Source organism: Saccharothrix coeruleofusca, from assembly GCF_017876325.1.
GTDB classification, from domain to species: Bacteria; Actinomycetota; Actinomycetes; order Mycobacteriales; family Pseudonocardiaceae; genus Actinosynnema; species Actinosynnema coeruleofuscum.
The window spans coordinates 3863557-3879032 of the sequence record NZ_JAGINV010000001.1 but is presented as its reverse complement, the minus strand read 5'-3'; the positions used below and the strand labels follow the sequence as shown (position 1 = coordinate 3879032).

Genomic DNA, 15476 nt, shown 5'->3' with positions numbered 1-15476 from the left:
ATGGCGGTCCGTCCGCAACCGCCGGCACCGCCGAGGGCGAGGTGCCGTCGTGAACGTGGAACCCACCGGGCCGCCGTCCTGCAGGCTGCTGCTCTGCCTGCCCTCGCTGCCCTTCGCCCGGAAGGCGGCGCGCTGCGGCCTCGACCTGTGGCTCGTCGTCGACCAGGCGCAGCACGCGGTGTTCACCCTGCTGACCGCCGACCGGACGACACCGGTGGATTCCCACGACGAGGTCGCCGTCGCCGACGCCGTCACCGGGGTGGTCCGGCGCAACGGCATCACGCACGTGCTCGACGCCGAAGGGGTTCCGGCGGCAGGCGTCACCGGGGCCGAGGACCTCGAAGCCGTCCGCGTGCTGGCCGACGACTACCGGCTGGAGCAGGTGCTCGCCCCGAGCCACCACCCGATGGTGCGGACCCGCACGGTGGCTGACGCCGCGGACGTCCCCAAGGCGGTCGCCGACATCGGCCCGCCCGCGGTGATCCGGTCGGCCGACAGGGAAGCGGTCGTGCGGTCCGAGGTGGAGCTGGATGAGTGGGTGCGCCGCCTCGGGGACGGCCAGGGGCCGTTCGCGGTGGGGGAGTTCGTCGCCGGGCCGCAGGTGGTGGTCACGACGTTAACCCACGACGGCATGCACCGCGTCGTGGGCATCACCGCGAGGCAGGTCGCGGCGCACGGGGTGCGCTACCTGCACCCGGCGGTCCTGGACGAGCCCGAGGCGAAGCGGGTCCGGGCGACCGTCACCGCGATGCTGGACCTGGTGGGCTACGAGTTCGGCCCGGCCCAGACCAGGGTGGTCCTGTCCGACCACGGTCCCCGGATCGTGCGGTCCCGACCGGGATTCGGCCACCGGGAGATCCGCAGGCTGATCGAGGTCACCTCCGGGTTCGACGTGCAGACCGAGCTGTTCCGCGCGCTGGCGGGCGTGCCGGTCCACCCGCCGCTGGCCCGCTGGTTCGCCGGTGTCGAGTTCTTCCGGCTGCCCGGCGCCGAACCGCCCTGCGACCAGGACGGGACGTCCGGGCCGCGCGTGCTGGCCGAGGGACCGACAGCGGAACTCGTCGCCGAGCGCCTCGACCTCGCCCGCCACCGCCTCTGGTCGTGAGGCGGGACGACCGCCACCCCCCACCGGACCCGATACCCGCGGGGAGGTACAGAGAGGTATAGGGGGCGGAATGAAAACGGGAACCACGGCTGTGACCATGAATTCTGTCGTTACCGAGCAGAGGAAGTGGTGACATGCGAGGCGGATCCGCCGACACGATTCCGTGGGACCTCGAGGCGCGCGTTGCCGAGGTGTCTCGGACGGTTTTGCCCGCGCTCGTCTCCACCGGTTTCGGCGTGAGCCGGTTGACGCGGGCCGGTGCGCGCGTCGGCGGCGAAGGACCGAACCGCTGACACGTCGCCCGCTGCGCGTGCCGGGGACTCGCACGCACGCGGGAACGGTGGCCAGGGGTGGGGCGCGCACGTCGCGGCCCTGAACCCCGCCGCGGTGCCGAACAGCGCGCCCGGACGGCGGGGGAATCCGGCTCCGGTGAATTCGCGCGGCACTTCGCGCCGCGCCCGGCGCGAACCGCGCTGTCACGAGCCGACTTCGCACGCCTTCAGGACACGCCTTCAGGAGGAGCGATGAACATCGACGTCGCGAGCGTCGACCACGTGCTGAGCACCACCCGCGCGGTCCGCCGCAAGCTCGACCTCGACCGCCCGGTCGAGGAGGAGGTGCTGACCACCTGCTTGAGGCTGAGCACCTACGCCCCGTCGCCGGGCAACCAGCAGCAGTGGCGCTGGATCGTCGTGCGGGACGCGGAGCGGCGCAAGCAGCTGGGCGAGCTGTTCCGGGAGGTCGGCCAGGTCTACCTGGAACAGACCCGTGAGCGGCTGGGCGCCGCGGTCGACTACCCGCCGGTGCGCCGGATGATCACCTCGGTGCAGCACCTGGTCGACGTGATCGACCGCGTCCCGGTGTTCGTGATCCCCTGCGTGCAAGGGCCCCGGCCCTCCGGCAACGTCGAGTCGACCTCGTTCTACGGCGGGATCTACCCCGCGGTGTGGAGCTTCCAGCTCGCGCTGCGGGCACGCGGCCTGGGCACCGTCCTGACGACGCTGCACCTGCACCGGGAGGCCGAGGCCGCGCGGATCCTCGGCCTGCCCGCGGACGTGACCCAGGTCGGCCTGCTGCCGGTCGCCTACACGACCACCACCGACTTCCGGCCCCCGGTCCGCCAGCCGCTGGAGGCGGTGGCCTTCCTCGACACCTGGGGCCACCCGCTGTGCTGACCAGCCACACCAGGAGGAGAGCGGGAACAGCCATGCCGGTCGCCGACGGGACCAGCGTCGCGCTCTTCCCCGGCCAGGGAACCCAGGCCAAGGGGATGGGTGCGGACCTGTTCGACCGATTCCCCGAGCACACCGCCCTCGCCGGTGAGGTGCTCGGCTACGACATCGCCCGGCTGTGCCTGGAAGACCCGGACCACCGACTCGACGACACCCGCTACACCCAACCCGCCCTCTACGTCGTGAACGCGCTGTCCTACTGGGACCGGGTGGCCCGCGGCGAGCCGGAGGCGGACGTCCTGCTGGGGCACAGCCTCGGGGAGTACAACGCGCTGCTGGCCGCGGGGGCGTTCGACTTCGAGACCGGGCTGAAGATCGTGGCCCAGCGGGCGGAGCTGATGGCCGCGCAGCGCGGCGGGGCCATGCTGGCGGTGGTGGGCATGTCCGCCGAGCGGCTGGCCGACCTGCTCGCCGAGCAGGACCTGACCACGCTGGACGTGGCCAACCGCAACACCCCGACGCAGAACGTGCTGTCCGGCCCGGCCGAGGACATCGACCGGGCGCGCGAAGCGCTGACCGGGCACGGGGTCCGGGTGGCCGCGCTGCGCGTGTCGGCCGCCTTCCACTCGCGGTACATGCGCGCGGCGCGGGACGAGTTCGCCGCCTTCCTGCGCGGCTTCCGGTTCGGCCCGCTGACCCGGACCGTGATCGCCAACGTCACCGCCCGCCCGTACCGCGACGGCGAGGTGGCGCGGACCCTGAGCGATCAGATCGCCGGGTCCGTGCGCTGGTCGGACAGCGTGCGCTCGGTGCTGCGCGGGCTGCCCGGCGCGCGGTTCCGCGAGATCGGCGGGACCGGGGTGCTGACCCGCATGGTGCGCCAGATCGAGGGCGCGCCCGCCGCGCCGGAGGCACGACCGCGCCGGGTGTTCACCGTGGCCTACGCGGGCGGGGACGAGAACGCCTACCGCGCGCTGGCCGGGCACACCGGGGACTTGGAGGTGGTGCCGCTAGAGCGGCCGGGACGCGGCAGGCGGGTGGCCGAGCCGCTGCTGACCGATGTCGACGCGGTGGTGGCCGACCTGGTGGACCAGCTGCGGGGCAGGCTCGACGAGCCCTACGCCGTCTACGGTCACAGCCTCGGCGCGCGCCTGGCGTTCCTGGTCTGCCGCGCGCTGCGGGCCGAGGGCCTGCCCCTGCCGCGGCGGCTCGTCGTCTCCGGCGAGTGCGGGCCGTCGATACCGAGCCGGGAGCGCGACACCTGGCGCCTGACCGGGGACGCGTTCTGGGCGCACCTCGACCGGCTCGGCGGCGTGCCGCAGCAGTTGCGGCAGTTCGAGGACCTGATGGCGCACTACGAGCGCGTGCTGCGCGCGGACTTCACGCTGCTGGGCCGGTACGCCCACCGCGAGGAGCCGCCCCTGGACGTGCCGATCACCGTCGTCACCGGCGACCGGGAGCCGTTCACCGACGCGGAGATCGGCGCCTGGCAGCGCGAGAGCACCGAACCACTGGCCCGCCACCGCCTTCCCGGCGACCACTTCTTCATCCGCGGCCACTGGGCCGAGCTGGCCCACCTGATCGAGGGAGCACCCCATGCCTGACGCGACGTTGACCGCCGAGCTGAAGGACTACCTGGAGTCCGAGGCGCTGATCCGGTTCGGCGAGGAGATCACCGAGGACACCGACCTGTTCAAGGCAGGCGTGCTCGACTCGTTCGGCTACATCGCGCTGATGAACCACCTCCACGAGCGCTACGGCGTCGAGCTCGGCGAGGAGCTGCTGGACTCCGTGCGGGTGTCGCTGCGGGCGATCGTGGAGCTGGTCGAGGCGAGCGCCGTGCCCAGCGCCGCCCACGGCGAGGACGGCCGGTAGCGGGCATGTGCGGAATCGCCGGCGCCTACGGTGGCGAACTGCCCTCCGGCAGCCACCGGGACCTCATCGAAGGCATGCTCCGCCAGATCGAGCACCGCGGCCCGGACGAGGCGGGGTGCTACCTGGACGACCGGCTCGTCATGGGCACGGTCCGGCTCGGCATCATCGACCTGGCCAACGGCTCCCAGCCGATCGGCAGCGCCGACGGGCGGTGGTGGCTGTGCTACAACGGCGAGCTCTACAACTACCGCGAGCTGCGCCGGGAGCTGAGCGCGCGCGGTGTCCGGTTCCACACCGACTCCGACACCGAGGTCGTGCTGCAGGCGTGGCTGACCTGGGGCCGCGAGTGCCTGCCCCGGTTCAACGGGGCCTTCGCCTTCGCCGTCTACGACTCGGCGGCCGACGAGCTGACCCTGGTGCGCGACCGGTTCGGCAAGCGCCCGCTGTTCGTGGCGCGCCACGAGGGGACCTGGCTGTTCGCCTCCGAGATGAAGGCCTTCCTGGCCTACCCCGGTTTCCGGTTCCGCTTCGACCAGGAGCAGCTCGCCTCGATCTTCGCCACCTGGACGCCGCTGCCCGCGCAGAGCGGCTACCACGGCGTCGAGCAGGTGCCGATGGGCGAGTACCTGCGCCTGCGCGGCGACCGGGTGGAACGCGGCCGCTGGGCCACGCTCGACCTGGAGCCCGGTCCGGCGCCGGAGTCCGAGCGGGACGCGGTCGAGCTGATCCGCGCGGAGCTGGCCGCCGCCGTGGACGTGCGGCTGCGCAGTGACGTCGAGGTCGGGGTCTACGTCTCCGGCGGCCTGGACTCCTCCATCATCGCGCACCTGGCCGCGGCCAGGCAGCCCGGCCCGCTGCGGACGTTCTCCATCGAGTTCGACGACGCCGCGGTCGACGAGTCCGCCGAGCAGGCCGCGCTCACCGCGCGGCTGGGCACCCGTCACCACGCCGTGCGGATCCGGGACGAGGACGTGGTGCGCGCGTTCCCGGCCGCGGTCAGGCACGCCGAGGTGCCCGCCTTCCGCACCGCGTTCGTGCCGATGTACCTGCTGGCCGAGCAGGTGCGCCAGGCCGGGATCAAGGTGGTGCTCAGCGGTGAGGGCGCCGACGAGGCGTTCCTCGGCTACGGCATCTTCAAGGACGTGCTGCTGCTGACCGCGTGGCACGACCTCGACGAGGACACGCGGCTCGACCGGATCGCGCGGATCTACCCGTACCTGCCGCACTTCGCCGGTGAGGGCGCGGCGCGCCGGATGCTGGGCCTGTACCGGCAGTTCACCGAGGAGCGCCTGCCCGGCCTGTTCTCCCACCAGATGCGGTTCCAGAACGGGCGCTTCGCGGTGCGCCTGCTCCGCGACGCGCCCGACCCCTTCCAGGCGGTCCGGCGGCTGGTGACGGCCGAACCCGGCTACGACGCCCTCGCACCGGTGCGCAAGGCGCAGTGGCTGGAGTTCCGGACGCTGCTGGCCGGGTACCTGCTGTCCACCCAGGGCGACCGGATGGCCCTCGGCCACGGCGTCGAGAACCGCTGCCCGTTCCTCGACCCGGCGGTGGTGCGGCTGGCCGCCTCGGTCAACCACCGCTTCGGCGACCCGTTCGACGAGAAGTACCTCCTCAAGCGCGCCTACGCGGACGTGCTGCCACAGCGGGTGGTCGCCAAGGGCAAGTTCCCCTACCGCGCCACGGACAGCGCGGCCTTCGTGCGCGCGGCACCGGACTACCGCGACACCCTGACCGACTCGACCGTGCTCGACGAGATCGGCGTCCTCGACCCGCGGTTCACCCGCGCGCTCGTGGACCGGGTCTTCGACGGTCCCGCCGAGCGCGTCGGGACCAAGGAGAACCAGGCGTTCACCCTGCTGGCTTCGCTGTTCTGGCTGCACCACTGGTTCGTGCGCGGACAGGCGCGCGAGCGCTCGCCGCTGCGCTGCGGGCTGCACGTGGTCGACCGCCGCACGAGCGCGCTGCCTGCCTGACCGGCACGGAAGACGGGAACTCTCATGGCACACACCTGCGGTGACCCGGTCGCCGACACCGACGTCGCCGTGGTCGGCGCGGCGCTGCGGCTGCCCGGCGCGCGGACGATCGACGAGTTCTGGGCCAACCTCGCGCAGGGGCGCTCGCTGATCAGCGAGGTGCCCGAGAAGCGCTGGCGCGCCGCCGACCACGCCGGCGACCCGCGCCGCGACGGCGACAAGACCAGCAGCGTCTGGGGCGGTTTCGTCGCCGACGTGGAGTGCTTCGACGCCGACTTCTTCCGGGTCTCGCCGCGCGAGGCCCGGCTGATGGACCCGCAGCAGCGGATGGCGCTGGAGCTGAGCTGGCACGCCATCGAGGACGCGGGCTACCGCGCGGACCGGCTCGCGGGCTCGCGCACCGGTGTGTTCATGGGCGTGTGCCACTGGGACTACGCCGAGCTGGTCGAGCGGGAGCTCGACACGATCGACGCCTACTACCCGACCGGCGCGGCGTACGCGGTCATCGCCAACCGCGTCTCCCACCACTTCGACTTCCGCGGCCCGAGCGTGGTCAACGACACCGCCTGCGCCAGCTCGCTGGTGTCGGTGCACCAGGCGGTGCAGGCGCTCGTGGCGGGCGACTGCGACCAGGCGCTCGCGGGCGGCGTGAACCTCATCTGGTCGCCCCGGCACTTCATCGCGTTCAGCAAGGCGGGCATGCTCTCCCCGACGGGACGCGCCAAGGTCTTCGACGCGGGGGCGAACGGCTACGTGCGCGGCGAGGGCGGCGGTGTCCTGCTGCTCAAGCGCGCGGCGGACGCGCGCCGCGACGGCGACGCGGTGCACGCGGTCATCAAGGGGGTCGGCACCAACCACGGCGGGCGCACCAGCTCGCTGACGGTGACCAACCCGGACGCGCAGGCGCAGCTGATCGTCGACACCTACCGGCGGGCCGGGATCGACCCGGCCACGGTGAGCTACGTGGAGGCGCACGGGACCGGCACCCCGGTCGGCGACCCGATCGAGGTGCGCGGCCTGAAGAAGGCGTTCGCCGAGCTCGGCGACACCGGCGCCGAGCAGCACTGCGGGATCGGCTCGGTCAAGACGAACATCGGCCACCTCGAAGGCGCCGCGGGCGTCGCGGGCATCCTCAAGGTGATCGCGGCGATGCGCCACCGCCTGCTGCCCGCCACGGTCGGCTTCGAGCGGCTGAACCCGCTGATCACGCTGACCGGCAGCCCGTTCCGCGTCGTCGACCGGCTCTCGGACTGGACCGCGCCGGAGGGGCGGCCGCTGCGCGCCGGGGTCAGCTCGTTCGGGTTCGCGGGCACGAACGCGCACGCCGTGCTGGAGTCGCCGCCGCCCGTCGAACCGACCCCGCCCGCCGACGCGGACCAGTGGCTGCCGGTGTCGGCGATGGACGACGAGCGGCTGCGCGAGACCTGCGCCGGACTCGCGGCGTGGGCCCGCGCGCGGCTGGCCGAGGGCGGGGCGCCGTCCATGGCCGACGTCGCGCACACCCTGCGGCACGGCCGGGTGCCGATGCCCTCCCGCGTGGTGTTCCGCGCTCGCGACCTGGGGACCTGGGCCGGGCAGTTGGAGGGCTTCGCGCGGGACGGCGCACTGCCCGAGGGCGGTCTGCGCGGGCACGCCGAACCGGACGGTGAGCTCGTGGGCGGCCTGGACGAGGCCGACCTGGCCGAGTTGGCGGCGCGCTGGGTGGAGCAGGGCCGCGCCGAGAAGTTCGCCCGCGCCTGGGCGCACGGCCTGCCGGTGGACTGGTCGGCCTGGCAGGCCACCGGTCGCCGGGTGCACCTGCCGGGGTACGCCTTCGCGCGCACCCCGTTCTGGTTCCGCCCGCTGGACGCTCCCGAGCCCGGACACCCGTCCCTGGGCGAGGGCCGCGAGGAGGACGGTGGCTGGACGTTCCCGCTGACCTTCCACGCCGGGCAGGACGTCATCCGCGACCACGTCGTGAACGGCACCCCCGTCGTGCCGGGCGTCGCGGTGCTCGGGCTCGTCCTCGCCGCCGCCGAGCGCGTCCGGCCGACCGCCGTGCCGAGCCTGCGCAACGTCGGCTGGGTCCGGCCGCTGGCCGTTCCCGGCGAGCGGCTGGACGTGCGCCTGCGACTGGTCCCCAGCGGCGACGGGGTCGACTTCGCGGTCCTCGACGACGCGGGGAACCGGTACACCACCGGCAGGCTGGAAGCGGGTGGGGCCACCGGTGGGCGCACCGACCCGGCCGGGCTGCGGGCGCGGTTCACCGACCGGCTCGACGTGGACCACGGCTACGCGGCGCTGCGGACCAGCGGTGTGCTGCACGGACCCGCGCTGCGCGGGCTCGACGAGGTGGCGCGAGGCCCTGAGGGCGTCCTCGCCCGGATCGCGGTGCCCGCGCAGGCCGCGCCGGGGTGGCGGCTGCACCCGGTGGTGCTCGACAGCGCCCTGCAGGCGGTCCTCGCCCTCGGCGCGGACGGGACCGGCTGGCGTCGCCCGACCGCCGCGGCGGTGCCCTTCGCCCTGGACGAGCTGACCCTGCACGCCCCGGTCGGCCGGACCTGCTGGGCGGTCGTGCGCGGCGCCGACGACAAGTCCAAAGTGGACATCGACGTGCACGACGAGGACGGCGTGCTGTGCGCCCGGCTGCGCGGCTACACGTCGCGGCCGCTGCCCGCCGCCGCGGCCGAGGGCGACCTCCTGGAGGTGCGCCAGGTCTGGCGGCCCGCGCCCGCTGACGGCACCGGTGCGACCGCGCCGCTGGTGGTGCTGAACGCGGTCCTGGCCGACGCGCACGCCCGGTCCGCCGCGCGGCAGTTGGACGCCGAGGTCCTCCCGCTGCCCCGCACCACCGGACGCCGACCGGCCGAGGCCGCCGGAGCGGTGTTCGACGCCTGCTACCGGCACCTGCGCGCACTGCTCGACCGGCCCGGTCCCGCCGCCCGCACCGTGCTGGTCGTCGCGCCGGGCGCACCGGACGACCCGGTGCACGCCCCGCTGGGCGCGTTGCTGAAGTCGCTGCACAAGGAGAACCCCGCGATCCGTGGCAAGCTCGTGCTCGTCGACGGGCTCGACGCCGACGACGTCGAGGGCTTCGTGTCGCTGGTGCGCGCCGAGGCCGCCGCGGACGGCCCGGAGGTCGCCTACGACCGCTCGGGGCGGCGGCTGGCGCGGCAGAGCGTGGCGCTGACCCCGACCGGCGACGGCGGCGGATCGCTGCTGCGCGACGGCGGCGTGTACTGGATCACCGGCGGCGCGGGCGGCGTGGGCAGGCTGCTCGCCGCGCACCTGTGCGAGCGGCACGGGGCGAGCGTCGTGCTCAGCGGCCGCCGCCCGGCGGGCGCGGAGGTCGAGGCGCTGCGGGAGCGCTACGGCGACCGGATCGACTACCAGCCGGTCGACGTCACCGACGAGGCCGCCGTCCGGGCTGCCGCCGCGGCGATCCGCGAGCGGTTCGGCCGTGTCGACGGGGTGTTCCACGCGGCGGGCGTCCTCGACGACGGCTACCTGGTGGCCACGCCGCCCGAGGCCGCCACCGCGGTGCTCGCGCCCAAGCTCGACGGCACCGCGCACCTCGACGCCGCCTGCCGGGAGCTCGGCGTGGGCTTCCTGCTGCTGTTCGGCTCGGTCGCGGGGGCGTTCGGCAGCGCGGCGCAGACGGGGTACGCGGCGGCGAACGCGTTCCTCGACGCCTACGCCGCGCGGGCCTCGGATTACCCGGTGCGCGTCGTCGACTGGCCGCTGTGGGCCGACGGCGGGATGCGGGTCGACGCCGCGACCGAGGCGTACCTGCGCAAGACGACGGGCACCGTTCCGCTGCCGACCGACGCGGCGCTGGCCGCGCTGGAGCGCGCGCTGCTCGTCGACGCCCCGCCGCAGCGCGTCGTGCTGTACGGGGAGGCGGCGAAGCTGCGCCGCTACGCGGGTCTGACGGCCGATGAGCGGCCCGCGCGGGCCGTGCCCGCTGCCCCTGCGGCCCCGGCGGTGCCCACGGCCCCCGCCCGGCCCGAGGTGGACGACCGGACGCTGGCCGCGCGGACCGAGGAGCACCTGTGCAGGCTGTTCGCCGAGCTGACCGGGCAGGAGCCGGAGCACATCCGGCCCGACCAGAAGCTGGAGCGCTACGGCATCGACTCGCTCATCGCCGTGGACGTGACGAGCAGGCTCGAAGACGACTTCGGCTCGCTGCCCAAGACGCTGTTCTTCGAGCACGTCGACCTGCGGGGCGTGGCCGGGTACCTGCTCGCCGAGCACCGGGAGCGCGTGCGGGAGCTGTTCGGCGCGGCCGACCAGCCGCAACCCCAGCCGAAAACGGAGCCGCAGCCGCAGCCCCAGTCGCGAACCGAGCCGCAGCCGCAGCCCCAGTCGCGAACCGAGCCGCAGCCCGAGCCCGAGGCGCGGCCCGAGCCGGTCGCGGTCGTCGGGACGCCGCGCCCGGCGCGGATCGCCGACCGGCCACGTGACGGGCGGGACACCCACGACATCGCCGTGATCGGCATGGCGGGCCGCTATCCGGGGGCCGACACGCTCGCCGAGTTCTGGGAGCTGCTCAGCGAGGGGCGGCACAGCTTCGAGCCGGTGCCGCCGCAGCGGTGGCGCCACGACCACCTGTACTTCGACGAGCGCGACGTGCCGGGCAAGACCGTCGTCAGGACCGGGACGTTCCTGCGGGACATCGACGCCTTCGACCCGCGCTACTTCTCGATCTCCCAGCGCCAGGCCGAGCTGATGTCGCCGGAGGTGCGGCTGCTGCTGCAGGCGGGGGTGACGGCGCTGGAGGACGCGGGCTACTCGCGGGAGACGATCCAGCGGCGCTACCAGGGCGACGTCGGCGTGCTCGTCGGTTCGATGAACAACAGCTACTCGCTCTACGGCTTCGAGAACATGCTCCTGCGCGGCACGTCCACCAGCGGCAGCGAGACCGGCGTGTTCGCCAACATGCTGTCCTACTTCTACGGCTTCACCGGGCCGTCGATGTTCCTGGACACGATGTGCGCGTCGTCGTCGACCTGCGTGCACGTGGCCGTGCGGATGCTGCGCGCGGGGGAGTGCCGGATGGCGGTCGTCGGCGGCATCAACCTGATGCTGCACCCCTACGACCTGATCGCGACCTCGCAGGCGCACTTCACCAGCAAGTCAGCGGAGGTCCTGCGCAGCTACGGCCTGGGCACCGACGGCACCGTGCTCGGCGAGGGCGTCGGGATGGTGGTGCTCAAACCGCTGGCCGACGCGGTGGCCGACGGCGACCACGTGTACGGCGTGATCCGGGGCACCGGCGCGACCAACGCGGGCGTGCGCAACGGGTTCACCGTGCCCAGCCCGGCGCAGCAGGCCCGCGCCATCGAGAAGGCCCTCGACGACGCGGGGGTGGACGCCCGCACGATCAGCTACCTGGAGGGCCACGGCTCGGCGACCTCGCTGGGCGACCCGATCGAGATCAAGGGCGCGACGACGGCCTTCCGCAGGCACACCGCCGACCGGGGCTTCTGCGCCCTGGGCTCGGTGAAGTCCAACGTGGCGCACCTGCTGTCCGGGTCGGGGATCGTCGGGTTGACCAAGGTGCTGCTGCAGCTGAAGCACCGCACGCTGGTGGAGTCGCTGCACTCGGAGACGCTCAACCCCGCCATCGACTTCGCCGAGACCCCCTTCGTGGTCCAGCGCGAGCGCGCGCCCTGGTCGCGCCCGGTGATCGACGGGCGGGAGGTGCCCCGGCGGGCGGGCGTCACGTCGATCGGCGCGGGCGGCGCCAACGTGCACATCGTCGTCGAGGAGCACGACGCCGCGGTCGTCGGCGCGCCGGAGTCTGGACGACCGCGCCTGCTGGTGTTCTCCGCGACCACACCGCAGGCGCTCGGGCGGGTGCTGCGCGACGCCCACGCCCACGTGCTGGCCGAGCGGCCGGGCCTGGACGCGCTCGCGTTCACGCTGCAGACCGGCAGGAACGAGCTGCCGTGCAGGCTGGCGTTCGTCGCCGAGGACGCGGCGGCGGCCGCGACCGGGCTGGCGCGGCTGGCGGAGCTGGACTGGACCGGCGAGGTCGAGGTGCCCGACGGCGTCCGCTTCACCGCCAACACCATGGCCGTCCACCGGGCACCGGACGCGGCGACCGTGGCGCGCGCGCTGGCCGACGCGGATCTGCCCGCGCTGGCCGACTGCTGGACCCAGGGCGCGGCGGTGGACTGGGACGTCCTCTGGCCGCCCGCCGAGCGCCCGGCGAAGCTCTCGCTGCCCCCTTACCCGTTCGAGAAGGTGCGGTGCTGGTACCCCGCCTTCGACGACGCGCCGAGCGTGCTCGACCCGATCGCGTTCGCGCGGCGGGAGCACCCGTGGGTCGGGGTCAACCGGTCGGACCTGACCGGCATCCGCTACCGGCTCGTGCCGCGCGGCGACGAGCTGCTCGACTACGTCTACTCGGTGCGGCGCGAACGCCGGTACGCCACCGCCGCGCTCGTGGACGGCGCGCTCGCCTTCGCCGAGCTGGCGGGCCTCGACGGCGGGCCGTGGGCGGTCCGGGACGCGCGGTGGGGCGCGCTGCCCGCTCCCGACGCGGCCCAGCCGCTGGACTGGCGACTGGGCACGCGGGGCTCCGCGCACCACGTGGAGCTGCGCGCCGCCGACGGCACCGCGCTGTTCAGCGCCGAGCTGGTGCCCGCTTCCGAGGTGGGGGGCGGGACCGAGCCCGCGGTGACCGCGCCCCCGTCGCTGGACCGGGACGCCTTCTACGCCCGGCTCGCCGGCCTCGGCGTGGACCCCCGGCCGTACGCGAAGGTGGTCGAGGGCGTCGCGGAGGTCGGCGGCAGGCTCCTCGTGCACGTCGCCGAGCCCGCGACCTGCCAGGACTCCGGGAAGCGGAACGTCCGCATCCCGGCTCGGGTGTTCATCGGGCTCGTGCAGGGCGTGCAGCACCTGTGCGCGGACGCCGACGTCACGATCCGGCGGCTCGGTTCGGCGGTCGGCCGGGACCTCGACCGCACGCGCGCCCTCCTGCTGGAGCGCACCGGGGACGCGGTCTTCGCCGTCCGCCTGCTCGACGGGACCGGCCGGGTGCTCGGCCTGCTCACCGACGCCGACTTCGGCGCGACGCCGGACGCCCCGGACGCCGGGCGGCCCGGCGACGGCGGCCGGGACCGGCTGACGGGCGTGGTCCGGGAGGCGGTCGCCGAACTGCTCGGGACCGGCGTGGCCGAGGTCGACCTGGACACGCACTTCCCCGCCCTCGGCTTCGAGTCGATCACGCTGGCCTCGCTGGCGGCGGAACTGGGCGCCCGGCTGGGGATCGACCTGCGGCCCTCGGTGTTCTTCGAGTTCCCCAACATCCGCGGTCTGGTCGGCAAGCTGGCCGGGCAGGTCAGCCAGGCCGAGACCCCGGCGTCCCCCGCGTTCACGGCCGCCGCGCCCGCCGCGCTCCCCGCGCCGCCCGCTCCGGAGGAGCAGGCCGGTGACGACGGCGCCGTGGCGATCATCGGCGTCGCGGGCCGCTTCCCCGGCGCGGACGACCCGGATGCCTTCTGGGAACGGCTGCGCTCCGGCGACGACCTGGTCTCGCGCTACCCCGGCGACCGCTTCGACGACCGCTACGCCGAGGTCGTGGCGGGCGCGGACTTCCCGAAGTTCGCCGGACTGCTCGACGGCGTCGACCGGTTCGACGCGGACTTCTTCGCCGTGTCGCGGCTGGAGGCGGAGCTGATGGACCCGCAGCAGCGGCTGGCGCTGGAAACCGTGTGGACGGCGCTGGAGGACGCGGGTTACCCGCCCACCCGGCTGCCCGCCGACACCGGCGTCTTCTTCGGGGTGTCCGGGCACGACTACCACCACCTGCTCAACGCCAGCGGGGTGGCGCCCGAGGGCTACACCGCGACCGGCAACTCCCACGCCGTGCTCGCCAACCGCATCTCGTTCCTGCTCGACGTGCGCGGGCCGAGCGAGCCGATCGACACCGCCTGCTCCAGCTCGCTCGTCGCGCTGCACCGCGCGGTGGAGGCCATCCGCTCCGGGCGCTGCGCCATGGCCGTCGCGGGCGGGGTGAACCTCCTGCTCAGCGTCGACACCTTCGCCGCGACGCAGGCGGCCGGGATGCTCAGCCCGGACGGCCGGTGCAAGCCCTTCTCGGCCGCCGCCGACGGCTACGTCCGCGCCGAGGGCGCCGCGGCGGTGCTGCTCAAGCCACTGGCGGCCGCCCTGCGCGACGGCGACGCGATCCGGGGCGTCGTCCTGGGCAGCGCCGAGAACCACGGCGGCCGGGCCGCATCGCTCACCGCGCCCAACGCGGCGGCGCAGGCGGAGGTCGTCCGGGCGGCGATGCGGGGCGTCGACCCGGACACCGTCGGCTACGTCGAGGCGCACGGCACCGGCACCGCGCTGGGCGACCCGGTCGAGGTCGACGCGCTGGCCACCGCCTACCGGCAGCTGGGCGGCTCGCCGGACCGGGTCCGCGCGCTCGGTTCGGTGAAGGCGAACATGGGCCACGCGGAAGCGGCGGCCGGACTGGCGGGTGTGCTGAAGGTGCTGCAGCAGATGCGCCACCGCGAACTGCTGCCCGTGCTGCACTGCGACCGGCTCAACCCGCAGCTGGCGCTGGACGGCAGCGGGTTCGAGGTGGTGCGCGAGCCGCGCCGCTGGGAGCCGGTGACCGACGGCGCCGGGCGCGAGCTGCCGCTGCGCGCCGGGGTCAGCAGCTTCGGCTTCGGCGGCGTCAACGCGCACGTCGTCCTCGAAGCGCCGCCCGCGCGTCCGGAACCCGAGCCGGTCCACGGCTCCCAAGTGATCGTGTTGTCCGCGCGCGACGCCGATCGCCTGCGCGCCAGGGCGGAAGCGCTGCGCGACTTCCTCGTGCGCGCCCTCGCCGGAGGCAGGCCGCCGTCGCTCGCGGACCTCGCGTTCACGCTCCAGGTGGGCCGCGAGGAGATGGAGCACCGCCTCGGCTTCGTCGCCGACAGCGTCGAGGACGTCGTCGCCGGGCTCGGCGCGTTCCTCTCCGGGACGGGCCGCCGCGGGCTGCGCACCGGCGGGCTGCGCCGCAGTCGCGGCGCGGCCGTGCTCCGGGACCGCACGCCGGAGGCGGAGGCGGTGGCCGCGGTGCGCGACGGCGACCTCCACCGCGTCGCCGCGCTGTGGTGCGAGGGCCGCGTGGTCGGGTGGTCGGACCTGCACCGGTCCGGCGACCGCCGGATCGTGCCGCTGCCCGCGTACCCGTTCGCGCGCGAGCGCTACTGGGTGCCCGAGACGCCCGCACCCGCACCCGCGCTCCGCTCCTTCGACGTGGACGCGCGTGCCGCGCTGCTCGAAGCGGTCCTGGCCGACCGGGAGAGCCCCGATGCGCTCAACGGTGTCTGAGGCCGTTCCCCGCCCTCGCTCGTCCCTGGAAGGAGT

6 protein-coding genes are annotated in these 15476 nt (G+C 74.6%); all 6 read left to right on the top strand.

The features are described 5' to 3' along the window. The first annotated feature begins 49 nt into the window (after nucleotides 1–49). On the top strand, nucleotides 50–1105 hold the full coding sequence (locus tag JOF41_RS17350; RefSeq protein WP_209620296.1) for an ATP-grasp domain-containing protein: 1056 nt from the start codon (nucleotides 50–52) through the stop codon (nucleotides 1103–1105). A 524-nt stretch (nucleotides 1106–1629) separates the two neighbouring features. Then, nucleotides 1630–2280: a nitroreductase family protein gene (locus JOF41_RS17345; RefSeq protein ID WP_229796303.1), complete on the top strand. Its 651-nt coding sequence runs from the start codon at nucleotides 1630–1632 to the stop codon at nucleotides 2278–2280. A gap of 32 nt (nucleotides 2281–2312) precedes the next feature. Then, nucleotides 2313–3881, top strand: coding sequence for an ACP S-malonyltransferase (gene fabD / locus JOF41_RS17340; protein ID WP_209620293.1), 1569 nt, complete (start codon nucleotides 2313–2315; stop codon nucleotides 3879–3881). Beyond that, complete coding sequence (locus tag JOF41_RS17335) at nucleotides 3874–4152, top strand: acyl carrier protein (protein ID WP_209620290.1); 279 nt, start codon at nucleotides 3874–3876, stop codon at nucleotides 4150–4152. The genes fabD and JOF41_RS17335 overlap by 8 nt, the downstream gene beginning before the upstream one ends. 5 nt (nucleotides 4153–4157) lie before the next feature. Next, on the top strand, nucleotides 4158–6128 hold the full coding sequence (gene asnB, locus JOF41_RS17330; RefSeq protein WP_209620287.1) for an asparagine synthase (glutamine-hydrolyzing): 1971 nt from the start codon (nucleotides 4158–4160) through the stop codon (nucleotides 6126–6128). A 24-nt stretch (nucleotides 6129–6152) separates the two neighbouring features. Beyond that, nucleotides 6153–15440, top strand: coding sequence for an SDR family NAD(P)-dependent oxidoreductase (locus JOF41_RS17325; protein ID WP_209620284.1), 9288 nt, complete (start codon nucleotides 6153–6155; stop codon nucleotides 15438–15440). Nucleotides 15441–15476: the final 36 nt, after the last annotated feature.

Excerpts from the sequence above, each read along its gene's own strand:
- JOF41_RS17345 (WP_229796303.1), top strand. The coding sequence starts at position 1,630 with ATGAACATCGACGTCGCGAGCGTCGACCACGTGCTGAGCACCACCCGC.
- fabD (WP_209620293.1), top strand. The coding sequence starts at position 2,313 with ATGCCGGTCGCCGACGGGACCAGCGTCGCGCTCTTCCCCGGCCAGGGA.
- JOF41_RS17335 (WP_209620290.1), top strand. The coding sequence starts at position 3,874 with ATGCCTGACGCGACGTTGACCGCCGAGCTGAAGGACTACCTGGAGTCC.
- asnB (WP_209620287.1), top strand. The coding sequence starts at position 4,158 with ATGTGCGGAATCGCCGGCGCCTACGGTGGCGAACTGCCCTCCGGCAGC.
- JOF41_RS17325 (WP_209620284.1), top strand. The coding sequence starts at position 6,153 with ATGGCACACACCTGCGGTGACCCGGTCGCCGACACCGACGTCGCCGTG.